The 26,747-nt window shown below is 37.2% G+C and carries 26 protein-coding genes; 21 read left to right on the top strand and 5 right to left on the bottom strand.

Annotated features, from left to right (window positions below; translation table 11 throughout):
* Positions 1 to 130: 130 nt before the first annotated feature.
* Both IGJ23_RS12140 and IGJ23_RS12135 read right to left on the bottom strand, forming a co-directional pair.
* On the bottom strand, positions 131 to 1,633 hold the full coding sequence (locus IGJ23_RS12140; RefSeq protein ID WP_207494680.1) for a UDP-N-acetylmuramoyl-L-alanyl-D-glutamate--L-lysine ligase: 1,503 nt from the start codon (positions 1,631 to 1,633) through the stop codon (positions 131 to 133).
* Between the two features lie 278 nt (positions 1,634 to 1,911).
* Positions 1,912 to 2,505: a YitT family protein gene (locus IGJ23_RS12135; RefSeq protein WP_240273626.1), complete on the bottom strand. Its 594-nt coding sequence runs from the start codon at positions 2,503 to 2,505 to the stop codon at positions 1,912 to 1,914.
* Positions 2,506 to 2,745: 240 nt separating this feature from the next.
* Between IGJ23_RS12135 and IGJ23_RS12130 the strand changes: the two genes are divergently transcribed.
* The 4 genes from IGJ23_RS12130 to IGJ23_RS12115 all read left to right on the top strand — a co-directional run bounded on the left by IGJ23_RS12130 (position 2,746) and on the right by IGJ23_RS12115 (position 6,085).
* Entirely contained in the window at positions 2,746 to 4,392 is a 1,647-nt protein-coding gene (locus IGJ23_RS12130; protein WP_438775032.1) for a putative polysaccharide biosynthesis protein, read from the top strand.
* An 83-nt stretch (positions 4,393 to 4,475) separates the two neighbouring features.
* Positions 4,476 to 5,201: a pseudouridine synthase gene (locus IGJ23_RS12125; protein WP_438775031.1), complete on the top strand. Its 726-nt coding sequence runs from the start codon at positions 4,476 to 4,478 to the stop codon at positions 5,199 to 5,201.
* A gap of 364 nt (positions 5,202 to 5,565) precedes the next feature.
* Complete coding sequence (locus IGJ23_RS12120) at positions 5,566 to 5,835, top strand: type II toxin-antitoxin system Phd/YefM family antitoxin (protein WP_178287093.1); 270 nt, start codon at positions 5,566 to 5,568, stop codon at positions 5,833 to 5,835.
* Positions 5,828 to 6,085, top strand: a complete 258-nt coding sequence (locus IGJ23_RS12115) for a Txe/YoeB family addiction module toxin (protein WP_438775030.1) — start codon at positions 5,828 to 5,830, stop codon at positions 6,083 to 6,085. Before IGJ23_RS12120 ends, IGJ23_RS12115 begins: the two co-directional genes overlap by 8 nt.
* A gap of 165 nt (positions 6,086 to 6,250) precedes the next feature.
* Here IGJ23_RS12115 and IGJ23_RS12110 read toward each other — a convergent pair whose 3' ends face one another.
* Positions 6,251 to 6,919, bottom strand: a complete 669-nt coding sequence (locus tag IGJ23_RS12110; protein ID WP_178287095.1) for a B3/B4 domain-containing protein — start codon at positions 6,917 to 6,919, stop codon at positions 6,251 to 6,253.
* A gap of 909 nt (positions 6,920 to 7,828) precedes the next feature.
* Here IGJ23_RS12110 and IGJ23_RS12105 point away from each other — a divergent pair.
* From IGJ23_RS12105 to IGJ23_RS12030, 16 genes are all read left to right on the top strand, one after another.
* Positions 7,829 to 8,776, top strand: coding sequence for an ABC transporter permease (locus IGJ23_RS12105; RefSeq protein WP_010721015.1), 948 nt, complete (start codon positions 7,829 to 7,831; stop codon positions 8,774 to 8,776).
* A 13-nt stretch (positions 8,777 to 8,789) separates the two neighbouring features.
* Positions 8,790 to 9,710: a carbohydrate ABC transporter permease gene (locus IGJ23_RS12100; RefSeq protein ID WP_010721014.1), complete on the top strand. Its 921-nt coding sequence runs from the start codon at positions 8,790 to 8,792 to the stop codon at positions 9,708 to 9,710.
* Positions 9,711 to 9,747: 37 nt separating this feature from the next.
* Positions 9,748 to 11,202, top strand: a complete 1,455-nt coding sequence (locus IGJ23_RS12095; RefSeq protein ID WP_010721013.1) for an ABC transporter substrate-binding protein — start codon at positions 9,748 to 9,750, stop codon at positions 11,200 to 11,202.
* Between the two features lie 223 nt (positions 11,203 to 11,425).
* On the top strand, positions 11,426 to 12,040 hold the full coding sequence (locus IGJ23_RS12090; protein ID WP_010721012.1) for a YesL family protein: 615 nt from the start codon (positions 11,426 to 11,428) through the stop codon (positions 12,038 to 12,040).
* Positions 12,033 to 13,760: a sensor histidine kinase gene (locus IGJ23_RS12085; protein WP_034700488.1), complete on the top strand. Its 1,728-nt coding sequence runs from the start codon at positions 12,033 to 12,035 to the stop codon at positions 13,758 to 13,760. Before IGJ23_RS12090 ends, IGJ23_RS12085 begins: the two co-directional genes overlap by 8 nt.
* A 4-nt stretch (positions 13,761 to 13,764) precedes the next feature.
* Entirely contained in the window at positions 13,765 to 15,213 is a 1,449-nt protein-coding gene (locus IGJ23_RS12080; RefSeq protein WP_034867981.1) for a response regulator transcription factor, read from the top strand.
* 186 nt (positions 15,214 to 15,399) lie between these two features.
* A complete protein-coding gene (locus tag IGJ23_RS12075) occupies positions 15,400 to 16,035 on the top strand; it encodes a DUF998 domain-containing protein (protein WP_010721009.1) in 636 nt (211 codons plus the stop codon).
* A gap of 132 nt (positions 16,036 to 16,167) precedes the next feature.
* Entirely contained in the window at positions 16,168 to 16,908 is a 741-nt protein-coding gene (gene truA / locus IGJ23_RS12070) for a tRNA pseudouridine(38-40) synthase TruA (RefSeq protein ID WP_207414521.1), read from the top strand.
* A gap of 192 nt (positions 16,909 to 17,100) precedes the next feature.
* The gene (msrA, locus tag IGJ23_RS12065; RefSeq protein WP_370566311.1) at positions 17,101 to 17,913 is read left to right on the top strand and encodes a peptide-methionine (S)-S-oxide reductase MsrA; all 813 of its coding nucleotides are present in this window, start codon (positions 17,101 to 17,103) and stop codon (positions 17,911 to 17,913) included.
* Between the two features lie 168 nt (positions 17,914 to 18,081).
* Positions 18,082 to 18,921 (top strand): GH25 family lysozyme, encoded by an 840-nt coding sequence (locus IGJ23_RS12060; protein ID WP_438775029.1) that lies wholly within the window; start codon positions 18,082 to 18,084, stop codon positions 18,919 to 18,921.
* A gap of 177 nt (positions 18,922 to 19,098) precedes the next feature.
* Positions 19,099 to 20,091, top strand: coding sequence for an aldo/keto reductase (locus tag IGJ23_RS12055; RefSeq protein ID WP_010721005.1), 993 nt, complete (start codon positions 19,099 to 19,101; stop codon positions 20,089 to 20,091).
* Between the two features lie 53 nt (positions 20,092 to 20,144).
* Positions 20,145 to 20,819 (top strand): DUF1003 domain-containing protein, encoded by a 675-nt coding sequence (locus tag IGJ23_RS12050; protein WP_081128849.1) that lies wholly within the window; start codon positions 20,145 to 20,147, stop codon positions 20,817 to 20,819.
* A gap of 280 nt (positions 20,820 to 21,099) precedes the next feature.
* Positions 21,100 to 21,420 (top strand): PTS sugar transporter subunit IIB, encoded by a 321-nt coding sequence (locus tag IGJ23_RS12045; RefSeq protein WP_010721003.1) that lies wholly within the window; start codon positions 21,100 to 21,102, stop codon positions 21,418 to 21,420.
* A gap of 15 nt (positions 21,421 to 21,435) precedes the next feature.
* The gene (locus tag IGJ23_RS12040; protein ID WP_010721002.1) at positions 21,436 to 21,753 is read left to right on the top strand and encodes a PTS lactose/cellobiose transporter subunit IIA; all 318 of its coding nucleotides are present in this window, start codon (positions 21,436 to 21,438) and stop codon (positions 21,751 to 21,753) included.
* Positions 21,754 to 21,787: 34 nt separating this feature from the next.
* On the top strand, positions 21,788 to 23,041 hold the full coding sequence (locus tag IGJ23_RS12035; protein WP_010721001.1) for a PTS sugar transporter subunit IIC: 1,254 nt from the start codon (positions 21,788 to 21,790) through the stop codon (positions 23,039 to 23,041).
* Between the two features lie 275 nt (positions 23,042 to 23,316).
* Positions 23,317 to 23,784, top strand: coding sequence for a GNAT family N-acetyltransferase (locus tag IGJ23_RS12030; RefSeq protein WP_010721000.1), 468 nt, complete (start codon positions 23,317 to 23,319; stop codon positions 23,782 to 23,784).
* Positions 23,785 to 24,076: 292 nt separating this feature from the next.
* Here the strand turns inward: IGJ23_RS12030 and IGJ23_RS12025 are convergent, their stop codons facing one another.
* Positions 24,077 to 24,394 (bottom strand): YrhK family protein, encoded by a 318-nt coding sequence (locus IGJ23_RS12025; protein ID WP_010720999.1) that lies wholly within the window; start codon positions 24,392 to 24,394, stop codon positions 24,077 to 24,079.
* A gap of 27 nt (positions 24,395 to 24,421) precedes the next feature.
* Complete coding sequence (locus tag IGJ23_RS12020; RefSeq protein WP_438775027.1) at positions 24,422 to 25,555, bottom strand: alcohol dehydrogenase catalytic domain-containing protein; 1,134 nt, start codon at positions 25,553 to 25,555, stop codon at positions 24,422 to 24,424.
* A gap of 250 nt (positions 25,556 to 25,805) precedes the next feature.
* Here IGJ23_RS12020 and IGJ23_RS12015 point away from each other — a divergent pair, with 250 nt between their 5' ends.
* Positions 25,806 to 26,690, top strand: coding sequence for a hypothetical protein (locus IGJ23_RS12015; protein ID WP_438775025.1), 885 nt, complete (start codon positions 25,806 to 25,808; stop codon positions 26,688 to 26,690).
* Positions 26,691 to 26,747: the final 57 nt, after the last annotated feature.

Raw genomic sequence — 26,747 nt, 5'->3', positions numbered from 1 at the left:
AATAAAAACAAAGATAGAAAACTACGATAAATATGAAGCGACCTCCAAAAAATCTAATTTTTGGAGGTCGCTTTAATACGTTTCGCATCTCGTATTTTTTATTGTAAACAAGTGGTATTCATTGAGATACTCAGTCTTCAATCAGTTCTTTGACGACTTCATAATCGCCTTTATAAGGAACATCTATCCCATTGATTTTTTGATAAGGATCGACTCCTTTTCCAGCGACTACAACCGAATCTTCAGGATTGCTGATCGCTAATGCTTGTCTGATCGCTTCTGGACGATCCATTTCATAGTGAACCTCAAGCTCAGCATTAGTGATGGCTGCATTGATTTCTTCAGCGATTTTTTGCGGATCTTCAAATGCTGGATCATCCGCTGTTAAAAAGACGACGTCAGCCGTTTCTGATAATACTTTTCCGAAATCCTGACGGCGAGAAACTGCTTTGTTTCCGGGACTACCTAGAACAACGATGACCCGACCCTTCGGATGTTCTTTTTTGGCAAATTCTAATAATGTTTTTAAACTGAGATAATTATGGGCATAATCGACATAAACATGACTGCCATTTTTTTGGATCAACTGATCCATCCGTCCAGGCACACGTGCTGCTTTGAGTCCTTTTTGGGCATCCTCGATGGAAGCGCCAGTCAACGCAGCCGCAATGATAGCACTTGCTGCATTTTCTTGGTTGAAATCACCGGCTAATTGGATATCATAGTCTGCTTCGATATCAAGTTTTCCGTTGTGTTTGATCAAGTGAAAGGCATGGTTCCCTGAAGTTAAACTTTTTACTTCATAATCAGATTCGGCAGAACGTCCATAAGTGATGTAAGGGACGTTTGCTAACTCAGCCGTTTCCTGTAAAAGATCGAAATGATCACTTTCATGATCTAAAATCACAGTTTTAGAATTTAAAATCAATTGACGTTTGCAATAGAAATAATCATCAAAAGTTGGATGTTCAATGGGGCTGATATGATCAGGAGAGATGTTCAGGAAGATTCCTACATCTAGCGTTAAACCATATACCCGTTGTGTTTTGTAAGCCTGTGAAGAAACTTCCATCACTAAATGTGTCATGCCATTTTTTACCGCTTCCGCCATCATGCGATACAAGTCTAATGATTCAGGTGTTGTTAGATGGGATTTAAAAAAAGTTTGTCCATCTAAAGTCGTGTTCATCGTTGAAAGCAACGCTGTTTTATTGTTTGTCGCATGATCTAAAATGGCTTTGGTAAAATAAGCTGCTGTCGTTTTTCCCTTAGTTCCAGTGTAGCCGATCACTTGCAATTGATTTTGGGGATACTGATAAAAAGCCATGGAAAGGATCGCCATCGCTTTGCGAATATCAGTCACGATGATACCAGTTGCTGTATTTTCGTAAGGCTGTTCAGCAACGTAGTAGCTCAAACCATTCGAGATCGCACTTGTTAAATATTCTTCTTTGAAATTCAGACCTTTACAAAAAAACAGCGTCTCATGATCTACTTGGCGTGAGTCATAACTTAACTTTTTGAATACAAATTGCTCAGGAGCATCTAAATGCCAACCTTGAACAGAAACAAATTCTTTTAATAAATTTTCTTTGATCAATAATTTACGGATATCTTCTAAAGAGAAGCTCATTGAATCATCCCTCACTTTATTATTCATTGGGTTCTGATTTATTATAGCATACTTCAAAAGAGTTGCTAAAAAGGGGATCAGCTATCTAAAAAGAGAATAGGAAAGAGAAAAAAACTCAAAACGACCGAACGTGTTGAGCTTTTTCTCTTTTTTCTATAAAAATTGCTTGTTACTTGCCTAGCATTACTGACCTATCCGAAACGAACTCACAACCCATTGTTCCAACAGAACAGTTCTTGATTTTTTTGCACGTAATTCTTGAATCAACAGTGAGAGCATCACGCCTCTAGATCATTTGTGATCGGATAGATCCGTCCTAATAGCTTTAAGAATAGTGAACTTAAAACGATAGAAAATAAGACATAGAGGGTTTCCCGTAATCCAAACACAAGATAATTCAACCAAACAATGACCAGATTCGTTAAGAGTAATCCTTTAGAAACCGGGATACGGAAGAACTTTTGGAGGATGATTGGTGGGATTGTCACGCCACCGTTTGATGCACCAACTGTATAAAGTGTATAGACACCCGTACTAAAAAGTAGACTTCCCATGATCAACGAAAGAAGATGAGAATAAAAAATCGGTGTTTTAGGAATCACATCTAACACAAGTGGAAAGAGCAAACTACCAAATACTGCTTTAATGAAGATCATTTTTCCTAATAAGAGTATAGCTAATAGCAGCATGATGATATTCACTGACCAAACCGTGATGGATCGTGGAATCAAAAAGGCGGTCTCAACTAAATGTCCGATCGCTCCGACTCCTGCTGAAGCAATGTCATGTGGCAGTAAAAACCAATTCAAACCAATGGCAATAAAAACGACACCTAGTAAAATGATCGGTGTTTTTTTCAATTCTTTCAGCATAAGCGCATCCTCCGTTCGCTAATTATAGAACTAGTATAGCATAAGAAAAAAACAACTCGTTAGTAATTATAAATGTTAAATAATAACGAACATTATTGAGGAGAAACTTTATGATAGCTAGAAAGAAAACGTTATCTTAAAATGTTGGATTTACAGAAAAATCACACAAAAAAGATTGCCAGTTTTCCTTTTTACTATTAAACTGTTAGTAATGTTTTGAAGAAAGTTGGAATCTGATCGATGACTAATCAACGAAAACCAGCAATGGAAAATTTAACACCTCAAGAAAAAATGGCTCGTGGCTCTGCTTGGATGACAGCTAGTAATATCATATCCCGGTTACTCGGGGCTATCTACATTATCCCTTGGTACGCTTGGATGGGGGAGAATGCGAAAGCTGCTAATGGATTATTCAATATGGGCTACAATATTTATGCTTTGTTCCTATTGATTTCGACAGCTGGGATTCCGGCGGCGATCGCCAAGCAAACCGCTCGCTACAATTCATTAAATGAATATGGGACTTCTCGGCGTTTATTTATTCGAGCATTACAGATGATGGGTGTACTAGGACTCTTATTTTCATTATTTATGTATGTGGCTTCGCCTTGGCTCGCACATGCTTCTGGTGGCGGAGCAGAATTGATTCCAACGATGCGATCACTCAGTATCGCGGTACTTGTTTTTCCTTGTATGAGTGTTATACGAGGGTATTTCCAAGGAAACCAAGAAATGATGCCGTATGCACTTTCCCAAATCGTGGAACAAGTCGCACGGATCTTTTACATGTTGCTTGCGACCTTTATTATTATGAAAGTCATGAAAGGCGATTATGTCACAGCAGTTACTCAGTCGACTTTTGCTGCATTTATCGGAATGTTAGCAAGTATTTTGGTTTTGTTGTATTTTTTGAAAAAACAACAGGCGTATTCAGCGGCACGTGTCCAGTATAGCCATAACCAAGTCAATGTAGCGACAAAAGAATTGTTACTAGATACGATCAAAGAAGCGATTCCGTTTATTATTGTTGGGTCAGGAGTGACGATCTTTAAATTGGTGGATCAGTTCACCTTTATTAAAATCATGTCAGCAACGACTGAATATTCCAAAGATCAGTTATTGGATCTCTTTTCAATTTTCAGTGCAAACCCAGATAAATTGACGATGGTCGTGATTGCGCTTGCTACTTCCATCGCTTCTACTGGGTTGCCGATAATCACCGAAGCGGTGACGATCAAAGATCATCGTGGTTTAGCGAAACTGACGAGTGGTAATTTACAATTGTTTTCGTTCTTTATGTTTCCTGCTACCTTTGGCGTGATCCTGCTAGCCTATCCTTTAAATACGTTGTTTTATGCACCTGATAAACTAGGAAGTCACGTGTTGATCCAAGCCAGTTTTGTGGGGCTGTTCCTTGGTCTATATATGTTAGTTTCCAATATGCTTCAAGGGATGTTTGAAAATGCCGCAGCGATCCGTTATCTTGCAATCGGTTTTGTCGTGAAGGTGATCTTGCAATATCCAGCGATCCGTCTGTTTGAAGTCTATGGTCCACTATTTGCGACGATGATCGGTTTTGCTGTTTCTTGCACGTTGATTTTAAAAAAGATGCGTCAAGTTGCACGTTTCAAACCAAGTTTTGTTTGGCGTAGAACGTTATTAATTTTTATTTTAACACTGATCATGCTGGCAGCAGCTGGGATCACGAAGTCTGTTTTCGGTTTATTCCTCAATCAAGATAGTAAAATTCAGTCATTGTTCTTGATTTTATTTGTAGCTGGTGTTGGCGGTACGGTGTACGCATACTTAGCATTAAAAATTCGATTAGCAGAACGTCTTTTAGGACCAAGTATGGTTCATTTACGCCATCGATTAAGGATCAAGTAGTAAATAAAATTTGAAAAAAGAAGTTAGGAATAATGTTCCCTATTATCCCTTAACTTCTTTTTTCAATCAAATGGAGGAAAAGCATGCGATTAGACAAATTTTTAGCGGATGTCGGATTAGGCAGTCGCAAAGAAGTCAAGGCACTGATCAAAAAAGGGCACATCAAAGTGAACGATCAAACCATTAAAAGTGACAAATTCCAAGTAGATGAATGGGCGGATCAAGTGACTTATGAAGGCGAACAGTTCATTTACCAAAAAGATTTTTATTATATCCTCAATAAACCAGCTGGGGTGATTTCAGCCACTCAAGACAACTACGATCAAACAGTGCTTGATCTATTCGACGATACTTCTTATCGGGAAGACCTTTTTCCAGTCGGGCGTTTAGATAAAGATACAGAAGGGTTATTGGTTGTGACAAATGATGGCGGTTTGGCGCACCGTTTACTTTCCCCAAAGAAACATGTCGAAAAAGAGTACTTTGCTGAAGTTAACGGTATCATGACCGAAGACGATGTACAGGCATTTAGTCAAGGATTGACGATTGATGGTGGCGAAGAAACCAGACCTGCTCAGTTATCGATTGTTTCAGTCAATTCGGAAGATGGAACATCGGTGATTCGCTTGATCCTGCATGAAGGAAAATTCCATCAAGTCAAACGGATGGTCAAAGCTGTAGGAAAAGAAGTCACTTATCTTAAAAGAATCCGAATGGGGAACTTCCTGCTCCCAGAAGACTTAGCACTCGGCGAATACCGACCAATGACAGCTGAAGAAGTCAATCAGTTAGAGGGAAAGGAAATGTAATCAAACGAAATACAATGAAGAAACAAAAGCCAGCTAGCCTGTTTTTAGGCTCATTGTCAAATGATAAAATGATAGTTAGGGTATCTTTGATAAGCTAAGTAAAAGACATCTTGAATCCTTCGATGAATTGGTTCGCCCAATTCATTCTAAAGGAGTTCAGGGTGTCTTTTCTATTTTTTGAATCCTAAAAAAGATGTTGGCGAATTTCACCAACATCAAAAAGTATAGAATCGTTATTTATAGAGAGATCAGGTTAATACTAGCTTTGAAGTCAAGAAATAGCGCTTGTTTTTACTTTAATTATTTGATTAGTGTACAATATAACGTACAATATTTTTGTAGAAATAAAAAAGAAGTGAAGGGAATGGAAGCAGTAGCTTATTCAAATTTCCGTCGAAACTTACGTAGTTATATGAAACAAGTGAATGAAGATGCCGAAACGCTTATTGTAACAAGTAAAGATGTAGAAGATACTATTGTTGTATTATCGAAAAGAGATTATGATTCTATGCAAGAAACGTTGAGAACACTTTCTAATAATTACGTTATGGAAAAAATTCGTCGAGGTGATGAGCAATTTTCTAAAGGTGCATTTAAGACACATGACTTAATCGAGGTTGGATCTAATGATTAAGGCTTGGTCTGGTGATGCTTGGGATGATTATCTTTATTGGCATGAACAAGGAAATAAAAGCAACATAAAAAAAATTAACAAGTTAATAAAAGATCTCGATCGTTTTCCCTTTGCTGGATTAGGAAAGCCCGAACCATTAAAGCATGATCTATCTGGAAAATGGTCAAGAAGAATTACCGATGAACATAGATTGATATATAGAGTTGAAAATGAGACAATATTTATTTATTCTGCAAAAGATTACTATTAGTAAATTGAAAGTATGTAAAGAGGTCATGAAAGAAGCGATCAGCTCTGAGTGAATAAGCGATGATTTTCTAAAATAGCTTCTCCTATTTTAGAAAATCATCGCTTATTGTTGAGGAGTTGCTTCTTGAGCGCTGTGGATAACGTCATGAAAACATCAATGTTAGGATCAGTGATTATGATCAACTAGCATTTGTTGTATGATAGTAGCATTTTTTAAGTATGCTAAGATTGTTTGCTGGTTCTCTCTCTGCATTTCTTCAATGATTTTTGGATCAGTATCAAATAGATAAGCGACAACTATTGCATGAGTGGTTTGCTCGCTAATCATAGCACGAGTCGAGTCTGAGGTCGGACTACCAAAAGCGCCTTTTGTATCACTTAATAGCAAAAGGTTTTCTAGATTGATCATTTTTTTTCCAATACCAGCGTATTCTTCATTCTCTACACCTTTAGATAAAATGATTGGCTCTTGGATATGTTTTAAATCATAACTACCAAAAGGCAAATGATACTTCAAGGATAAGTAGTTATTTAAATCTACTAAAGTATTGACTTGATAAAGATCATTTCCTTTTACAGCTCGACGCCATAAACTATCAGATGAAGGACGGAAACGAGCAGGATCTTTTCCTAACGTTTTATATAATTTTTTTGTAGCAATTATATTGGAATCCTCACGAATGGTTTCTAAAGTATCTTGATCTCTGATTTGTTTAATTAATGGATTGATTTTTTCTGTCCATAGCTTTTGATTTAAAGTAGTATTTGTAAATTCAATTTCTGTAACATATAGTTTAATTTCTTTAGGTATATTGTCGGTGATTTTAAACATCATTTTATTTAACCTCTTTCCTGTCTAGTACAACTAACTATCATAGCGAAGCGTTAACCAGCTATTTCCAAAAATAAGTAGTGTACCAAGCAAAAATTCCCCTAATAAATTTAAAAAGATTTCTATAATTGGTTGTGATAAGAAAAATAAACCAGAATTACTAGCACTAACTAAAGTGTACAACATGCTTACCACCTCAAATACTTGCTGCTAAACTAAGCATAATTAGTTCAATCATTTTTTGATATTTAGTTGTAAATTCGCCAACTAACGAATTACTGGAGCATCACATTTATTAATGGTAGATAGATTATATTAGGCAGAGTTCCTTTCTATAAAGCATTCTTTACGAGCATAGCTGATCATAAATATAAAAAATTAAGTTTGAAAAAATAGAGGAGGATATAAATAATTTGTAACGAATGGAGGATACTAAACGACATACTAGTTTTTTATGTTTATATTTGTATCTGTCATATATAAATTATACGCTCGCTTTTATTATTTGTCTCTTACGGGAGATTCTAACTGATAAAAATATGTTGTGGAAGAAGAAAATCGATGTTCACTCTCAGAGAGAAGTTATACCAATTGAAAAAGGAAAGAATGATTGATGTAGTCATATAGTTGTACAAACTATCCTTTTAATGAGAGGCTGATTTTTCTACATGTTCCACTTATTTATCGACTTAATCTATACCTAACACCCTTTTTTATGCTCATTTCATCCGTGTTTATTTAGAAATTACTGCCATTAGCCAACGATTTTTTGAAAAAATTGATCGCTAAAATTGAACCTCTGCCTAATTTTGTTATCTATATTTTGTATCATTTTATCTATAATTTGTTTATTTATTCCTTTTGTTGTAAGCGCTATAATTGGCTTGTGAATGACACGAAAGGAGTTTTACGATGAAAAAAAGAAAGGGGTTAAATCATTTTTTTGCTAATCTATGGCGCTACAAAGCTTTAGTACTGATGGCTGTGCCGGGGATGCTATGGATGATTTTTTTCTTTTATATCCCAGTATTAGCAAACGTAGTAGCATTTAAAAACTTCCATATTTCTGCTGACGGGTTTTTAGCTAGTTTAAGAGAAAGCCCTTGGGTTGGTTGGGAAAATTTCCGCTTCTTATTTACTTCTGATCAAGCTTTCTTGATCACTAAAAACACCATTTTATATAATGTTACTTTTATTCTTTTGAATTTATTGATTTCCGTTGTTTTTGCCATCATTATGAGTGAATTACGGAATAAACGACTGGTAAAAGTTTACCAAACAATGTCGTTACTTCCTTACTTTCTATCATGGGTCATCATTGGGTATTTTGTTTATGCCTTCTTGAGTCCTGACAAAGGAATCTTTAATCAGTGGATCACTGGGCATGGTGGAGAAGCGATCAACTGGTATAACGAACCGAAGTATTGGCCGTTTATTCTTGTCTTTATCGGTACGTGGAAAGGGATTGGCTATAACAGTATCATTTATTTTGCTTCTGTTATGGGGATCGATCCTACTTATTATGAAGCAGCGATGGTGGATGGTGCCAGCAAATGGCAACAAATCAAACATGTGACGATTCCACAATTGATTCCGTTGATGACGATCTTAACGATTCTAGCTGTCGGGAATATTTTCCGAGCAGACTTTGGTTTATTCTACAATATCCCGAGAAATTCCGGGGCACTTTATGATGTCACACAAGTATTGGATACTTACATTTATAATGGCTTGACCTCTACTGGTGACTTTGGAATGACAGCTGCAGCGGGATTGTATCAATCCGTTGTCGGGTTTGTTCTATTGATGATCACAAATACGATTGCTCGTCGTTTCGACAGCGAATCAGCATTGTTCTAGGGAGGAGAAAGAAATGAAAAAAAAGAAAGTCGAACGAGTACAGATTCGTTCATTTAACAAAACAACCAATTTTTTCTCTAACTTGTTGATCGCATTGTTTGCTCTTTCTTGCATCTTACCGTTTCTATTCGTGATTGCGATTTCTTTTACGAAAGAATCCGCTTTGACACAATATGGCTACAGTTTTTGGCCAAAAGAATTTAGTACATTTGGGTATACTTACTTATTCGGTCAAATGCAAGACAAGATTTTCCAAGCTTTATTTGTGACGATCCTTGTTACTGTTCTAGGGACTTTGATCAATAGTACGGCGACTTCTTTATATGCTTATGCGATTTCACGATCAAACTTCCCATTTCGGCGCTTCTTTACCGTATTTTGTTTGATCACGATGTTGTTCTCACCAGGGATGGTTGCGAACTATTTAGTAATGACAAATCTCTTGCAGTTAAAAGATACGATCTGGGCATTGATTTTGCCAATGGCGGTTAGTCCGTTCAATATCATCGTGATGCGAACGTTCTTCAAACGCTCGGTTTCAGATTCGATCATTGAATCTGCAAGAATTGATGGGGCTAGTGAGCTGCGAATCTTTGTGCAAATCGTTTTACCACTAGCAATTCCAGGGATTGCAACGATCAGTTTGTTTGCCGCCTTAGGGTATTGGAATGATTGGTTTAATGCGTTGCTTTATATTCAAGATGATAAACTGGTTCCTTTGCAATATTTATTGATGAAGATCCAAAGCAATATTCAATATTTGACACAAAATTCAGGAGCGGGCAGTCAATTGACAGGCGGACTTGCTTCTGTTCCGGGAGAATCAGCTCGAATGGCGATCGTCGTGATTTCTACTTTGCCGATTGCGATCAGCTACCCATTCTTCCAGAAACATTTTGTTAAAGGATTAACGATTGGTGGAGTAAAAGAGTAATGCAATAAAAATATAAAACAATTTAGGAGGAAGAAAAATGAAGTTATGGAAGAAATTAGCCTTTACTGGCGTTTCTGCAATGATGGTTGGAACATTGGCAGCCTGCGGATCGGGGACAAAAGAAAAAGCTGAAGCAAGTGATTCAACAACCCTTCAAATGTATCAAATCGGTGATAAACCAGAGAATTTCGATCAGTTAATGGATATTGCAAATAAACGGATCGAAGATAAAATCGGAGTTAAAGTCAACATCAACTATATCGGTTGGGGCGATTACGAGAAGAAAATGAATGTCATTATCTCTTCTGGTGAAAACTACGATATTGCCTTTGCCAACAACTATGTATCAAATGCGCAAAAGGGTGCATTTACTGATTTGACAGAATTAGCACCAAAATATGCGAAAGAAGCGTATGATTCTTTAGATGAAGCGTATATCAAAGGAAATTTAGTTAACGGAAAATTGTATGCCTTTCCAGTAAATGGCAATGTGTTTGCCCAACAAGTGTTGACTTTCAACAAGCCGTTATTAGATAAATACAATTTATCGATTGATGGGATCGAATCTTATCAGGATGCGGAAAAAGTGTTACAAGAATTCCATAAAAAAGATCCAAATACAGCTGCTTTTGCGATTGGACAAGGATTTAAGGTCCAAGGAGATTTCGATTATCCATTAGGGAATACATTACCATTTGCGGTTGATTTGAACGGCGATGACACTAAGATCATCAATCAATACGACAACAAAACGTTTATCGAATTATTACGTACGATGCACAGCTGGTATAAACAAGGATTGATTCCTAGCGATGCTGCTACTAGTAATAAAGATTACCCACTTGAAGGGAATACTTGGTTAATGCGTGGCGAAACGCAAGGACCATACGATTATGGCGATACGATCTTGACTAATGCAGCGAAACAAGAATTGGTTTCAAAAGCAATCACTGTTCCATTGAAGTCAACTGGACAAGCACAAATGGCCAACTTTGTCGTATCAAATACCTCTAAAAACAAAGAAAAATCAGTTGAATTTTTAGGTTTATTAAATAGCGATCCAGAATTATTGAATGGTTTAGTTTGGGGTATCGAAGGCGAAGCATGGAAAAAAGATGGCGATGACAAGATCAAATTATTAGATGGGTACCAACCAAACATGCACATGTCTGCTTGGAATACCGGTAACAATGAAATCTTATACACACAAGATACGATCACAGATGAAATGATAGCTGAAAGAGATAAATCAATCGAAGAAGCAAAAACTTCTCCGATCTTAGGCTTTAGTTTCAATACAGATAGCGTAAAAACAGAACTAAGTAATATCTCAAATGTCATGAATCAATACCTAGATGGATTAAATACTGGGACAGTTGATCCTGATGAAACATTACCAAAACTAAAAGATGCTTTGAACAGAGCAGGTTATGACAAAGTATTAACAGAAATGCAAAAACAATATGATGCATTTCGTAAGGAAAGTAAATAATTCAAGAAACTGAATCAGTTTCTAGAAAGAAGCAGAACTTTTTCCGAAATTTGCATGTCGAATTTTTGGAGAGTTCTGCTTTTTGATTAGTGTCCGAAGAAATGAAAGAAAAGCAACCAAGTAGCTAAAAGTTCATTAGGCTTTTTATCAAACTGGTTCTTTTACTTTTTTACTACTCTTGTATAATGAAAGGGAATACAATGTTTTTTATGGAGGGAATCGCATGTTAGGTAAAGCACTAGAAACATTATTTATCAGAGTGTGGGTGGTCATGAAATTAACTTTTTATTTTTGGATCTATACACTGATGGGAGCCATCGTATTAGGGATTGGACCTGCTTATAAAACAGTCAACGAATTGTTTTATCTTTATGGTTTTGAATATAAAGAGATTACGTTTAAGCGAGGGTGGGAAACATTTAAACAAACATTTGTCCGTGGGAATGTGTTGTTTGGTTTATTTTTAGCGGGGACATTTTTGCTTGGCTATAATTTATACTTATCTGTTCAAATTCAAGGAATCCTTTTTTTGATTACTGATTTTATCCTGATTTTTAGTTTACTTTATATTTACTCCACTTATCAGTATAGCTTGATTTTAGATAGTGAATACGAAATTTCGATTCCTAACCTACTTAAGTTAAGTTTTGTTTCAGGCTTTTCCAGTTTTTCGACCTTTTTGAAATTGTTGATTGGCGGAGGCATTATTTTTTGGCTAACTTGGAATTATAAAGGACTGATTCTCTTTGGTGTGATTGGCTTATTGACTGTTTGGAATGGGCTGGTGACCAAACAATGGCGGGAAAAACTGGATATGCAGTTAGAAAGCTATGAATAAATGGCGTATTTTATTTTCACAAGGAACACTTCTGAATCGTCTTTTCCGAAAATATGCGCTCGTCCTGATTTTATTAACAACGGTGGCGACTGCTATCATCAGTGTTCATACGTGGGTACAAACGCAAGAGCAAGCCAAGCGAACGACAAGCGAGGCGTTACAAAGTACCAGTCGTACACTGAACGATAAAACGACACTAAGTAAAATCATTAAAGACCAATTGTTGGGGAACTCTGATAAAATCGAGAATGCGACTACTTATCTGACAAAACCGATCAATGAATATTTGATGTACGCTTATGATCAACAACAAAAAACGACCGATTTTGTCTCTTTTCCTTATCTAATGAGAGATATTTATGTCAGCTATGAGGAAGTCAGCTCCGTCTATGTTGTTTTCAGTCAATTGCCTGAGTATCTGGAATCTTCTAGAGCAAATAAAGGTGGGGTGATTAAAAGTGGTACGCCTAAATTGACAGATGCGTTTTATATCAAAATGTCGATCACGCAAGGTGGAAGCGAAGTCGGGAGCATGTTCGTCGGTTTTGAAAAAGCGGAATTGGATGCGGCATTAAAGAGTTTGAATACCTTTAGCGGCTTATCATTGTATATGATCTCTGGTACCACCAACCGTTTATACACATTCCATGATCAAGGAATGACAAAGGATAAACTAGCAACCCAAGAACAATTGATTACAACCAGCCTTCAAGAAAATTCCACTTTGCCACTGATAAACCTTGAAAAAAATAATTTCATCCAGTACCAACAATTACCCGATGATTACCGGATATTGGCTACTTTAGATCGTTCGATGGTTAGACGAGCGGTTATCCAAGATTTAGCACCATTGATTTTCGGTGTATTTCTATTAGATGTCAGTCTGTTATTCTTTTTATACCAAACCTTCAAGCGCTATTCGCAACAAGTAGATCTCGTGATGGATGCAATGAATGAAACGGCCAAAGGGAATTTGGAGACGCGGATCGATACGACCCAAACGGAATATGAATTAAAAGACCTTTCTATAGGGATCAATGAGATGTTGGATAGCATCAACCAATATGTTGAAGATATCTATAAATTGGAAATCAAACAGCAAGATGCCCACATGCGTGCATTACAAGCACAAATCAACCCTCATTTTCTCTATAACACGTTAGAGTATATTCGGATGTATGCGTTAAGTGAAGGCAGCGAAGAATTGGCAGATGTGGTGTATGCTTTTTCGGCCTTGTTGCGAAACAATACTAATCAAGAAAAGACGATCAGTTTAAAGGAAGAACTGGACTTTTGCGAAAAATATGTCTATTTATATCAGATGCGTTACCCCAACCGGATCGCCTATCATTTTTCCATTGATCCATCATTAGCAAGTATCGAAGTACCGAAGTTTGTGATTCAACCATTGATCGAAAATTATTTTAAACATGGGGTCGATTTTACACGTTTTGATAATGCCTTAAGTGTGAAAGTGTTTCGTGAAGGGCAACGAGTCCAGATTATTGTGAAGGATAACGGCAAAGGGATCACACCGGAACGCTTGGCAGAGATCGAATCAAGATTGGCGCATCCTAAAGTCGAATTGTACCAATCAATTGGACTGCAAAATGTGAATGAACGTTTGCGTGCTAGTTTTGGACATAGTTATCAGATGAAGCTAAGTACCAATCAAGAAGGAGGATTGTCTGTCACTATTACATTTAAAGAAAAGGGGTAGGAACATGTACCGAGTGTTATTAGTCGACGATGAATATATGATCTTGGCAGGGTTGCAAAAAATTGTTGATTGGGCAAGTTTGGGATTTCAGGTAGTCGCAACGGCAGAAAACGCGATGCAAGGATTGTCTGTTTTAGAAAATCAATCCATTGATTTAGTTATAACAGATGTCACGATGCCCGAAATGAATGGTTTAGAATTTATCGAGGCGGCTCAAAAGGAACATCATGCGTTTGAATTTATGATTCTTTCTGGTTATCAGGAATTTGATTATTTAAAAAGTGGGATGCAATTAGGGGCCATCAATTACTTGATGAAGCCAGTTAATAAAACCGAACTGATTGCTAGTTTAACCAAAGTGAAGCAGCAATTAGATCATCAAATTGAACAGAAAAACCAGCAAGAAATCTATCAAGAAGTCCTTTTTAGTCAGTGGCTCAATGAAGAATTAGATGAAGTGAGTGAAGAAGAGATTTTAGACAAAATCGGAGGGAAACAACGAAGAGTTTTACTCGCTCAAGTGTCTAGATCCGTCGGGAAATCAGTGAATCAGTGGCTGAAAAACCACCAAGAACTTTTTTATTATCAACGAAACTTTGGAGACATGGAACGCTTTACTTTGTTGCTGGAAGAAGCGTCAGTTTCTGCATTTTGCCGCTTCATTCAAGAGAAGAGTATGGAAGAAAACTGGTTGATCAGTATTGGAGATGAAACAGCAGATCCTGATAAGATCCCTGAGAGTTATCAACATGCCAAAGATAATTTACAACTGCATCAATTCTACGGTGAAAAAGACCAACATATCTTTTTTGCCGAACAAGAAGCAGCAAAAGAACAGGCAATTGATTTTTCTTCGTTTAATCGTGTGTTGAAAAGCGGGCAATTGGCTAGTGCCCAACAAATGATCACTCAATTTTTTGATCAATTCCAAACTGCTGTGATGACACCGGATGATATCCGTCATTTTAGTTTTTTGTTGTTTATGGATATCCACCGGGAATTGATTCGGCTAGAAGACGATGAATATTTAAAAGGGATTCAACAGATCAATCAAGCAAAAACAGTCCAAGAACTGCATCAACTCTTACTATCTTTGATCAAGGAACAGCAAAAACAAGTCCGATATAGCGAGAATGTCGAACGAGTGATGACGATCTTACACGAACACTACCGAGAACCTTTAACCTTGAAAGAAGTTTCAGAAAGCCTGCATTTGAATGTGATGTATTTGGGGCAATTATTCAAAAAAGAAACGAAAAAAAGTTTTTCAACTTATTTAAATCATCTCAGAATGGAACAAGCGAAATGGTTGCTGCTGCATAGTAATCAAAATATCAATGAAATTTCTAGCGAGATCGGCTACAACAACACAACCTATTTTTCAAAGTTGTTCAAAAAAATCGTCGGCAAGTCACCAAAAGAATATCGTGAAAAGAATGGAATGATCGTATAAAATCAGCTACTGTGGTTCAGAGGAAAGTGCTCATTACCCTCATCAAGTAAATCCAAGGTGCCGCATGTCTTGAAGCTTGTTTAAATTAGTATAATTCGGTACAATTTTTCTAGATGATGTTCAGAATGTTGAAAGAAAGCGAGCATGAAACTTTCTTTTTTCTGGTTGGTGAAAAGAGGATGCAGGATGGATTTTTTACGTAAATATGGATTTTATTTTTTATTGTCAGGAGTAGTAAGTGATTTTCTGACGCCGTATGTTTTAGGGATTTTTTATCCCAAACTTAATCAAATGACTGCTGTGATCAGTCTTTTTGGGGATGTTGGTAGTCCCGTACGAAAAGCATTTTTGATTTGGTCGGTCATATCTGGCTGCTTGTATGTTTTGGCAATGCCAGCGTTATATCAAGCTTTTGTTACTACTTCAAAACCACTTGCTCTATTAGTGACAGCTGCCATCGGTCTATATGGTGTCACAGATTGTATTTTTACCGGGTTATTTAGTGTGGACACGAACGAAACTTCTTGGAATTTTTCGACTTGGATCCACAATCTTGGTTCAGGGATTGGGTATGGTGGATTTATTTTGTTCCCTTTATTTGTTTTCTTATTGTATCGCAAAATGGGCGATGCGCAATTAACTCAATCGTTTTTTATTTTACTAGTTGCCAGTTTGGTTTTTGCAGGAATTTATGGCGCAGCACGTATTCCCGGATTAAATCAATTGCCGGTTTTGAATCAGTTAGGTTTTTGTCAACGGATCAGTTTTTTCTTTAATTATTTACCAATTGTGTGGTTAAGTATCTTACACATTAGGGCATAGCGGACTGTAGCCCTAACTAAATGCTGGAAATTAGTAAAACTGATTGAAACCACAGGATAAATGTGTCAGACTAAACCTTGACCGCACATCGTGATGTGCAAATGTATATCGTAGGGGAGTCTAATGAAAGACATGAGAAATATCAAATTAACGATCGAATATGATGGGAAACGTTACTCAGGCTGGCAACGTCTGGGAGATGACGATAAAACGATCCAAGGCAAAATCGAAGCAATCATCTCACAGATGACTGGAGAAAAAATGGAGATCATTGGATCGGGGCGCACGGATTCTGGGACACATGCCAGAGGACAAGTGGCAAACTTTAAAACGACTTCTCAAATGAGTCGTAATGAAATGCTAACTTTTCTCAACCGCTATTTACCAAGAGATATCGTGATCAAAAAAGTGGAAGAAATGCCTGAACGCTTTCATGCTCGATACAATGCGACAGGGAAAAAATATAGCTATTATGTGTGGAATAATCCCATTCCAACTGTTTTTGAACGAAATCATAGTTTCTATTTTCCACAAGAACTAGACCTGGAAAAAATGAATGAAGCTTGTCAAAAACTAATGGGAAGTCATGATTTTATCGGTTTTTCTGCCTTGAAAAAATCAAAAAAATCAACAGTTCGTACGATCCATGAGCTCTCAATCGAACAAGAAGGCGGCATGTTGCACTTTACCTTTGTGGGCAATGGCTTTTTGTATAAGATGGTTCGGATCTTGATGGGTACACTCTTGGAAATCGGTACAGGAAAGTTACCCGTTTCGGCGATTGATGATATTTTTGAGAATAAAGTAAGACAACAGGCAGGAGAAACCGTGCCGGCACATGGTTTATTTTTAGACGAAGTGTATTACCAATAAACATTCATATCAAATAGAATAAACTGAGAGAGTCGTTTGATTGCCTGTAGCAGGCAAAAGAATGGCTGTCTCAGTTTTTTTGAGTAGCCTACTCTCTCCCACGACTCCTCTAAGCGGTCTATTCGCAATTTCGCTAGTTTCGTGATACATTCAGGACGAATTTACATATTTGACCAAGAAGTGAGGGGAAAAGTGGTGGAGCAAGAACTAGCAGAATTATACAATCTCATTTTAAACCCTAATACCCGTGAATGGGAACGGACATTGTTGATCCAAGCGAAAAACCAAGTAGGGGAAAGAAAACAAAGAAAAGAAATCCTTGAAATGATTGAAGTCTCTTTACGACCACTAGCACTTCGGGGGAATTTGACGCCTGACGTGATGGACTTTTATTTGAAGATCACCCATGATCCGATGGGACAAGTGTCTTACGACTTTGCGAAACACCAGATCACCGATGAACGCTATCAAGAAAAAGCCGTCTTTGCCGGGGGCTGTTTCTGGTGCTTAGTCGAACCGTTTGAAACACGGCAAGGGATTATTTCCGTGTTGTCCGGATATACTGGCGGGGAGGTCGAACATCCTAACTATGACCAAGTTAGCAGTGGCACGACTGGGCATGTGGAAGCAGTGGAGATTATTTTTGATCGGCGAATGATAAACTATGAAGAACTATTAGCGATTTTTTGGCAAGTCACCGATCCCACAGATGCCTTTGGACAGTTTCAGGATCGTGGGAATCAATACCGCTCTATCATTTTTGTAGAAAATGAAGAACAAAAAATACTAGCAGAAAAATCCAAGCAACAAGTGATCGCTTCGCATCAGTTTGCGGAACCAATCGTCACACAGATCAAGCCAGCAACAACTTTTTGGCCTGCTGAAAATTATCATCAACAATTTTACAAAAAACAACAAAAACGTTATAAGAAGATCAAGAAGTCTCATCAACAATTTTTATTTTTTAAGCGGGCAAAGAAAAAATGGTCTGGGGGAGACGAATAAGTAATCGTGTAAGTGGAAGATGTTCTGTAAAAATCAGTCATTCCCTTAAAATTGCTAGATGATTTAATAACGATTAAAATCTAATAATACTTTTAAGTAAGCGCTGTTGATTAAGTGGTACACTTATTTGAGAAACCTCTCTCAAATAAAAGAAAGAAGGTACCTATGATGAAGAAAAGGCGTTTATTGGTTTTTAGTGTTCTTTTTTTATTTTCAGTATTTTCAATATTTTCAACATTTTTTGTGGTCCATACTTATGAAAAATCAGAAAGCACCCAAACAATTATCACTGAAAGCAAACAGCATTTACTAGACAATGTGGTGGCAAAACAACGTAATAATCGAGTAAATTTGTTGGATTCGGGGTCAGGCATTTCTGCTTCTGAAAATAGTAGACCGCCAAAAGATTTTATTGATGTTTCCTCACATAATGGTTATTTATCTGTCGAAGCATATGAAACAATGAAAAACTATGGGATCACAGGTGTAGTAGTTAAGTTAACAGAAGGGGATTCTTATAGGAACCCACTGGCCCCCGAACAAGTTGCGAATGCTATCCAGGCGGGGTTGAAAGTGAGTGTCTATCATTATGCTTGGTTTAATTATGCAGAAGACACCGAAAAAGAAGCCTACTATTTATTAGCCTATCTAAAAGAATTAAATTTACCTTATTCTACTGTAGTTGTGAACGATAGTGAAAATCCTCAAATGAATCTAGCAAGAGCAACTGAAAATGCGCAAGTGTTTAGTCAGGCCATTCAAGCAGCTGGTTTTTCCCAGGTGGTTCATTATTCCAATCTTTCATGGTTTACGAATGGAACTTTAGACTTGGATGTCTTAGGAAAAGAGAACTGCTGGGTAGCACAATGGCCTCAGAATCCTTCAGAAAACGAACTTTTACATACAGAAAAAGCTGCTTGGCAATGGGCAAGTGATTTATACTTTCCAGAATTTACCGAAAAACAATTCGATATCAACGCCGATTACCTAGGGATATTTACCAAATGATCCATGGTGATGATTGAGGCTAAAGAGGATTTTTGTTAGTAATTCGCCAACGATAAGCGTATAATTCACATAGAACAATAGTTATCAACAACGAAATATCACATACGCAGATTAGGAAAAAGAAGTGGTAAATCATATTTTTTGAAAGCGTATACTTGTTTAGGAGGAGAAGAATATATGTATGTAGCAAATCAGCAGCGATATGAAAAAATGACGTATCGAAAAACTGGAAAATCTGGGTTGAGATTGCCTTTGCTGTCTTTAGGATTATGGCAAAATTTTGGTGATTATGATCCTATAAGTAATCAACGAGAAATTTTACGTGGCGCCTTTGATATGGGGATCACACATTTTGATTTAGCCAATAACTATGGTGGTCCAGCAGGAGCAGCAGAGAAAAACTTTGGTCGGATCTTTAAAGAAGACTTTCAAACGTATCGTGATGAAATGATCATTTCAACCAAAGCAGGTTATCACATGTGGGAAGGACCTTATGGGGAATGGGGTTCCCGTAAATCGATCATTGCTAGTTGTGATCAAAGCCTCAAACGGATGGGGTTAGATTACGTAGATATCTTTTATCATCATCGCCCTGATCCAGATACACCTTTGGAAGAAACGGCAGAAGCGCTTATGCAATTAGTTCGTCAAGGGAAAACACTGTATATTGGGATCTCCAACTACAACGGGGAAGACACGAAGAAAATGTCTGCTATCTTACGTGAAATGAACGCTCCATTTATTATCCACCAAATGCGTTACAATATGTTTTCAAGAGAGTTATTAGAAGAAGATTTAGCACCTGTTTTAGAAGAGACCGGTCTGGGAGCTATTACTTTTAGTCCTTTAGCGCAAGGGTTATTAACTAAACGCTATTTACATGGGATTCCTGAAGATTCTCGAGCTCATCGTAAAGAAATTCCTTTTCTATCAGAAGATCAAGTGACACCTACATTGGGTAAGATCAAGCAATTACAGGATTTAGCTGATTTGCGTGGACAGACGTTAGCACAAATGGCTTTAGCATGGAATCTACGACAAGAGTCAGTGACCAGTGTGCTTGTAGGCGCTAGTCGACTTAGTCAATTAGAAGAAAGTGTTCGGATGATGGATAATCTTTCCTTCTCACCTGAAGAAGAACAGAAAATTGAACAAATCTTAGGACACTAACGAAAGCTGTTTTTTCCTTTTTCTCAGAAAAATAACGTAAAGGAGGAGTGGCCATGGCTCATCAAGATTACGTTCATCTGAAAACAATTGATACAGATATTCGTTCATTTATTTTACAAAAAAATAAGAAACTGACCATAGAGTCCCAAATCCCTTTTATTACCTTTATGAATTATCATTTTGAGTATATAAAAGAAAAAATCATTCAAGACCAGAATGAAACAAAAAAAATTAATCAAGAAATGCTAGAGCAGTTGAAAAATAAGCAAATCATTAGTCAAAATTTAAATACAACGATCAATCAAAAAGCGACTTTTGGTCAAAAATCAGCAGATGCAATTGCCAAGTTTGGTGGTAGTTGGCCGTTTATCTTTCTCTTTGTAGTGATTTTAGGTAGTTGGATCTTGTTGAATACGTTACATTTTTTTGGCCTATCATTTGATCGATATCCGTTCATTCTTTTGAACTTAGTGCTTTCTTGTTTAGCTGCTATCCAAGCACCGATCATTATGATGAGTCAAAACAGACAAGCAGCTAGAGATCGGATAGCAGCCGACCATGATTATCAAACAAACCTAAAAGCTGAGTTAGAAATTAGTTTGTTGCATGAAAAAATCGATTATTTGATGTCACAGCAATGGCAACAAATGCTGGAATTACAACAATTACAAATTGAGTTATTAACCCAATTAAATGAAAAATTCCAAGAAACGACAAAAAGTGAATAGTAGGACAAGCAGATGAAAATAAGCTGGAATTCGCTCAAAGGAGTCATTTTTGCGAAACTACGGCTTATTTTTTTTGATACCATGAATTAGCTACATAAAGTTATCAGAGAAATGATCAACGTTTGCACACTAATTTTAGTGTGCAAAGAAAAAAGAAGTGTGCATCGACACCGTGTTCTTTTGGAAGCGTTAGCACGACAAGGGATTAAAGCGCTTTAAAAGTTGGCACGGTAATTGCTTTATATAAAAGTGTAAGATACAAGAAAGGGAAGTGTAGAAAATGGAAAAGAAAACAATCATGCTTGTATGCTCAGCTGGAATGAGTACTAGTTTATTAGTAACAAAAATGCAAAAAGCGGCAGAAGAAAAAGGAATCGAGGCTGATATCTTTGCAGTATCTGCTTCAGATGCAGACAATCAATTAGAATCAAAAAATGTAGACGTTTTACTTTTAGGCCCACAAGTACGTTTTATGCAAAATCAATTTGCTGAAAAATTAGCACCAAAAGGAATTCCTTTAGATGTAATCAATATGCAAGATTACGGTATGATGAACGGTGCCAAAGTATTAGAACAAGCAGAATCATTAATCAATAAATAATGGAGGAAACCAACAATGCAAGAGCAAAAAAATCTTGAAGCAATCATGGGTTTGATCATGTTTGGCGGAAATGCAAAAAGCGATGCAATGGAAGCGATTGCTGCAGCGAAAAAAGGAGATTTTGAGTTAGCTGATGCAAAAATCAAAGATGCAGAAGAATCTTTAGTGCAAGCTCATCACTCTCAAACAGAAATGTTAACACAAGAAGCACAAGGTAATCATATGGAAGTGACTTTATTGACGGTTCACAGCCAAGACCATCTGATGACTTCGATTGCATTTACAGATTTAGCAAAAGAAATCATTGATTTATATCGACGTTTAGATGCTTAAAGTAAACTGGTGAAATAGAAAAGAGGAAAGAAACATGGATAAATTTGTTGCATTTATGGAGAAACATTTTATACCTGTGGCATCAAAAATTGGTGCTCAACGTCATTTAGTAGCGATTCGTGATTCATTTATGGTCAGTATGCCTTTGATGATTTTAGGTGCGTTAGCAGTAATGATCAATAACTTGCCTATTCCTGGTTTCCAAGAATTAATGAATAAAATTTTTGGTGGCGAAGCTTGGAAAGGATTTGGCGCAGCTGCTTGGAATGGTACATTTGCGATTCTTTCAGTTTTGATCGCCTTTCTACTTGCTTATCATTTGGCAAATGGTTATCGTAAAGACGGCGTTTCTGCTGGAGTAATTTCTTTAGGTTCATTCTTCGCATTAGGCGGAGCGTTGGGCATGAGCTCAAACGGTTTATTTATTGCAATTATTGTTGGGATTATTTCAACAGAAATCTTTGTTCGTTTAAGTGGAAATGAAAAATTAATCATCAAAATGCCTGATGGCGTGCCACCAGCTGTAGCTAAAGCCTTTGCTTCATTATTACCTGCAATGATCACGATCTCATTCTTTGCTTTGATTGCTGCGATCTTTGCTGCATTTGGTGTAGATGATATCGTAGGCGCGTTTTATACAATTGTCCAAGAACCATTCATGGGACTAGCCAATTCTTATCCTTCAGCTTTGTTGTTAGCATTCATTACACCATTCTTATGGTTCTTTGGATTACACGGGGCAAACATGGTAGACCCTTTGATGCAAACAATCAATGCACCAGCAATCGAAGCGAATGTTAATGCGATTGCTGCTGGTCATAGCGCACCATACATTGTAAACAAACCTTTCTTTGATAGCTTTGTCAACTTAGGTGGTACAGGGGCAACATTAGGTCTGTTACTAGCGATTTATTTAGTGGGACGTAGAAATAAACCTTATATGGTTGTTACGAACTTGTCGATCGCACCAGGTGTTTTCAATATCAATGAACCAACAATGTTTGGTTTACCAATCGTATTGAACCCAATTATGTTTATTCCGTTTATTTTAACCCCAATGGTTTTAGTATCTGTTGCTTATTTTGCTACTGCTACCGGACTAGTTCCAGCTGCAACGGTGATGCCACCATGGGTAACACCACCAGTAATCGGTGGGGTATTAGCAACAAAAAGTATCGCTGGCGGTGTCTTAGCTGCTATCAACTTAATCTTATCTGTCTTGATTTACCTACCATTTGTGAAAGTAGCGACAGTTCAAGAAAAAAGAAAAGAAGCATTAAACGGCTAAAAGCACATAAAGGAAAGAAACAGCACATACAATCAAAAGTAGCTATTCTTTAGTGAAAAGATCTTGTTTCGTTTAATGAGTGATCAAAAAAAACAGTTGTCTGACAGAGGTCATGACAACTGTTTTTTTTTTTTGGATAAATGGCTCAAGGATTGCTTTCTTTTTTCTTAGTGAAAAAGAAGGATAAAAGGAGGTTTTTTTGGAGTTTAAAAAAAACCATTTCGATAACAAGCGTGCTATAATAGTGCAAATGTATAGGGGAGTGAAAGGACGAAATGAAAGGTTATGAGTTGGTTAAGATCAGAGAAAGACCTGAATGGTTGGAACAGGCAGCGCAATGGTTTACGTCAAAATGGCATCTTCCGCTTTCCTTTTACCAAGAGAGCATGGAAGATTCTCTTCAATCATCTAACGCTGTTCCTCAATGGTATATAGTCGTGACGTCAGAACAAAAAATTATCGCTGGAGCAGGGGTCATCGCGAATGATTTTCATGATCGCCCAGATTTGACTCCGAATGTTTGTGCGTTGTTTGTTGAAAAAGAGTATCGTAATCAAGGAATTGCCAAAGAGATTTTATCATTTATTCGAGAGGATATGGGAGCGCTTGGGATTTCGCAGCTCTATGTAGCGACTGACCATACAGGTTTTTATGAAAGATATGAGTGGGAATATCTGACGACGGTACAAGATAATGAAGGGATCCCGGTTTATTTATATCAACTAGCGATTTTTACAACGTGATCGGAGTTGATTACTCAAAAGGGTTCTTTATCTGATCAGTAATCTTTTGTTTCTGGTGAGCAATGCCAAGAAAAATCGGAAATTGTTTCTTGATGCTATTTTTGTTGGTATATTGGTTATTCGAGTATTATTAGTGGACGGTCCCATTTTTTAGCTTCAAAAAAATTCCAGGAGCAATAGAAAGTTCTATCAGTCCTGGAATTTAGAATGGTTGATTTGTTGGAAAAGCATGAATGAGCTCGCTGTCCTAAATAGGCGTTCCGTCTTTTTACCGAAAAATTAGGAAGCTTTCTTATTCATTCTTTTTTTCGCTCTTTTTTTGTTTTTTTTTCTCGTCATAGATGAAGACATTACGTACTATTTTCAAAATAGGTCGTGCAGTCAAAAAGATCGCTCCTACTAGATAACAATAGGTACTATAACGGTCTGGAATATCTGTTAACAACGCTACGCTTCCAAAAATATAAAAAATCCCTGTTAATAAATCAACTGCAAGAGACAATAATGTATAGCGGTTCTGGAAATAAAGACGAAAACGTTGTCCAGCAATTTCGATATCTTCTTCTTTCCCAATATCTATTTCATGGCTTTTTCGTTTTATTTCTGGCATCTCTCACTCACCTATCTGTGAACAAAGCTAAGGTTTCAAAACAACTTTGATATTTTTATCTTCTTTTTTGTCAAAAATCTCGTATGCTCGGGCAGCATCAGCTAAAGGCATCGCATGTGTGATGATTTGGGTTGGATCGAACAGACCCGCAGCAATCATCTCGTAAATTTTAGGCATCAAATGAACGATCGGTGCCTGACCATGCTTCACTGTGATATCTCTCATGAAAAATTCTTGTAGTGGGTACGAAGAAGCTGGGGTCATATAAACACCAGTGATTTGTACGGTTCCAAATTTTTTGACAGCTTGCGCAGCCATTTGGATCGGTGAAATCGTCCCGCTTTGCAAACTAACGAGATTCTTAGCTTTTTCTTTCACTGGTTCCAAGCCATCCATCCCTACACAATCAATGATGACATCAGCGCCACCTTTTGCTAATTCGTAAAGTTCTTTCCCAGCAGACTGAGTATCTTCTAACAAATAAGTTTCTACATGATTGTAACGAGCGGCTTTATCAATACGATGTTGGACCGGATCGACAGCAATCACTCGCTCTGCTCCTGCCATAGCGGCAAATTTTTGTGCAAACAACCCAACTGGTCCTGAACCTAAGACCACTACAGTGGCGCCTTTTTTTACGTTAGCATTTTGAACGCTCCAATAAGCAGTTGGAAGGATATCAGATAAGAAAAGGACTTTTTCGTCTGCAAGATCATTGTCAGGTACGATAAACGAAGTGCTATCAGCAAACGGTACCCGAAGATACTCAGCTTGACCACCCCAATGATTCCCATTTAAACGGCCAAAGCCAAATAAACCACCATAAAGTTGATCTGGATTTGAGCGATCACATTGACTTTCCATCTCATGGGTACAGAAATGACAATGCCCACAACTAATATTAAAAGGAATAACGACCCGCTGTCCCTTTTTTAGTTTTTTTACTGCAGGACCTACTTCTTCAACAATCCCCATTGGTTCATGACCAACGACATATCCTTTTTCTAAAACAGCCTCCCCATGATGATAGAGGTGAAGATCCGAGCCGCAAATCGCAGTAGCGGTAATTCGAATAATAGCATCTGTCGGTTCCACGATTTTTGGATCATCTACGTTTCTGATTTCCATTTTTTGGTTTCCTTGCCAGGTAACAGCTTTCATGAAATAAAACTCCTTTCTTCAAACCCTATAACATGTCATTTTTTGAACGAACAGCTAATTTCATTCTAAAGGAGGAGCTGGCTTTTGAGTAGTGAAACGCTTTTAGTAAAGGGAAAATCACTTTAAAATAACTAGTGTATTATTTAGTTTGCATTGAGAAGCTTTATAGTTAGAAGTATAATTAAATTATGTTGATTTCTTAGGTTAAGTAAATAACAGATTAAAAAATAGATCAAAAGGGAGGTTATTTGTGATAAAAGAAAAAAAGGGAGAACAAATCAGAAAACTGATGGTCACATTTGCTTGTTCAGTGACTTTGTTTGTGATTATTTCCGTAGGAATCATTCAAGTGACGTTTTTTGATCAGGCGTATTTACTCGGTCAAATCGAAAAAACAAAGTATAGCGAATTGGTCCTCGCAGAAGCAGCTCAGAATTTTCGGAAAGAAAACACAGAAGAAAGTGAATTTTCAGAGGTCGTTGCAACGGCACTTTCACCAAGTTTTGTCGAAGAAGCCCTTCGACCATTTATCCAACATACATATGAAGAAACAAATTATGAGCTAAGAGACAGCAATGAGGTGAGTGAGAAAATTGCTCAAGCTGTGGCTACAATTGCAACAAAAAAACAACTGACTATCGATAAAGAGGAAAAAAATAAAATCGAGACAATGATCTTTATTTACATGTATCACTTCCAAAGTGCATTAGGTGATCGATACTTGACTATTTTTATCGAAAACATCGTGTCTGCTCGAAAAATAGTGGTACCTCTTTTTTACATCTGTCTGGGTCTATTGGCGTTTTGGCTAGTCTATTTATATCGGTTAATTAACAAAACATTCTTTTCTTTCCTGCGTTACGGTATGTTTATTTTGGGAACGACTGGAAGTATGTTTTGTGTTTTAGCAGGATTGCTTTATATACAAGACGTTTTACATAATATAGCTTTTCATTCACAAGCGACTTTACAATTAATGACACATTACGTGCAAGATCTACTGATGTATCCAGCGATTATTGGGGGCATTCTTTTGTTTTGTGCTGTATTATTCGGTGGGGGAAGTAAGCTTCTGCAGAAACGGCAAAGTAAAAAGTGGCTGAAAACTGGAAGCAGTACCTTAAAAAAAGCCTAAGATAATAGCTAAATAAAAATCATTCGTTGAATGATGAAATACTAAAAAACGACTGTC

This window comes from Enterococcus sp. DIV1682a, assembly GCF_051711005.1.
Lineage (GTDB): Bacteria > Bacillota > Bacilli > Lactobacillales > Enterococcaceae > Enterococcus_B > Enterococcus_B hirae.
The sequence above is the reverse complement of the archived record's forward strand: the minus strand, read 5'-3'. Positions and strand labels throughout refer to the sequence as shown.

What these genes read in the sequence shown, in the direction of transcription:
- IGJ23_RS12140 (WP_207494680.1), bottom strand. Translation starts at nt 1,633, where the DNA reads ATGAGCTTCTCTTTAGAAGATATCCGTAAATTATTGATCAAAGAAAAT.
- IGJ23_RS12135 (WP_240273626.1), bottom strand. Translation starts at nt 2,505, where the DNA reads ATGCTGAAAGAATTGAAAAAAACACCGATCATTTTACTAGGTGTCGTT.
- IGJ23_RS12130 (WP_438775032.1), top strand. Translation starts at nt 2,746, where the DNA reads ATGACTAATCAACGAAAACCAGCAATGGAAAATTTAACACCTCAAGAA.
- IGJ23_RS12125 (WP_438775031.1), top strand. Translation starts at nt 4,476, where the DNA reads ATGCGATTAGACAAATTTTTAGCGGATGTCGGATTAGGCAGTCGCAAA.
- IGJ23_RS12120 (WP_178287093.1), top strand. Translation starts at nt 5,566, where the DNA reads ATGGAAGCAGTAGCTTATTCAAATTTCCGTCGAAACTTACGTAGTTAT.
- IGJ23_RS12115 (WP_438775030.1), top strand. Translation starts at nt 5,828, where the DNA reads ATGATTAAGGCTTGGTCTGGTGATGCTTGGGATGATTATCTTTATTGG.
- IGJ23_RS12110 (WP_178287095.1), bottom strand. Translation starts at nt 6,919, where the DNA reads ATGATGTTTAAAATCACCGACAATATACCTAAAGAAATTAAACTATAT.
- IGJ23_RS12105 (WP_010721015.1), top strand. Translation starts at nt 7,829, where the DNA reads ATGAAAAAAAGAAAGGGGTTAAATCATTTTTTTGCTAATCTATGGCGC.
- IGJ23_RS12100 (WP_010721014.1), top strand. Translation starts at nt 8,790, where the DNA reads ATGAAAAAAAAGAAAGTCGAACGAGTACAGATTCGTTCATTTAACAAA.
- IGJ23_RS12095 (WP_010721013.1), top strand. Translation starts at nt 9,748, where the DNA reads ATGAAGTTATGGAAGAAATTAGCCTTTACTGGCGTTTCTGCAATGATG.
- IGJ23_RS12090 (WP_010721012.1), top strand. Translation starts at nt 11,426, where the DNA reads ATGTTAGGTAAAGCACTAGAAACATTATTTATCAGAGTGTGGGTGGTC.
- IGJ23_RS12085 (WP_034700488.1), top strand. Translation starts at nt 12,033, where the DNA reads ATGAATAAATGGCGTATTTTATTTTCACAAGGAACACTTCTGAATCGT.
- IGJ23_RS12080 (WP_034867981.1), top strand. Translation starts at nt 13,765, where the DNA reads ATGTACCGAGTGTTATTAGTCGACGATGAATATATGATCTTGGCAGGG.
- IGJ23_RS12075 (WP_010721009.1), top strand. Translation starts at nt 15,400, where the DNA reads ATGGATTTTTTACGTAAATATGGATTTTATTTTTTATTGTCAGGAGTA.
- truA (WP_207414521.1), top strand. Translation starts at nt 16,168, where the DNA reads ATGAGAAATATCAAATTAACGATCGAATATGATGGGAAACGTTACTCA.
- IGJ23_RS12060 (WP_438775029.1), top strand. Translation starts at nt 18,082, where the DNA reads ATGAAGAAAAGGCGTTTATTGGTTTTTAGTGTTCTTTTTTTATTTTCA.
- IGJ23_RS12055 (WP_010721005.1), top strand. Translation starts at nt 19,099, where the DNA reads ATGTATGTAGCAAATCAGCAGCGATATGAAAAAATGACGTATCGAAAA.
- IGJ23_RS12050 (WP_081128849.1), top strand. Translation starts at nt 20,145, where the DNA reads ATGGCTCATCAAGATTACGTTCATCTGAAAACAATTGATACAGATATT.
- IGJ23_RS12045 (WP_010721003.1), top strand. Translation starts at nt 21,100, where the DNA reads ATGGAAAAGAAAACAATCATGCTTGTATGCTCAGCTGGAATGAGTACT.
- IGJ23_RS12040 (WP_010721002.1), top strand. Translation starts at nt 21,436, where the DNA reads ATGCAAGAGCAAAAAAATCTTGAAGCAATCATGGGTTTGATCATGTTT.
- IGJ23_RS12035 (WP_010721001.1), top strand. Translation starts at nt 21,788, where the DNA reads ATGGATAAATTTGTTGCATTTATGGAGAAACATTTTATACCTGTGGCA.
- IGJ23_RS12030 (WP_010721000.1), top strand. Translation starts at nt 23,317, where the DNA reads ATGAAAGGTTATGAGTTGGTTAAGATCAGAGAAAGACCTGAATGGTTG.
- IGJ23_RS12025 (WP_010720999.1), bottom strand. Translation starts at nt 24,394, where the DNA reads ATGCCAGAAATAAAACGAAAAAGCCATGAAATAGATATTGGGAAAGAA.
- IGJ23_RS12020 (WP_438775027.1), bottom strand. Translation starts at nt 25,555, where the DNA reads ATGAAAGCTGTTACCTGGCAAGGAAACCAAAAAATGGAAATCAGAAAC.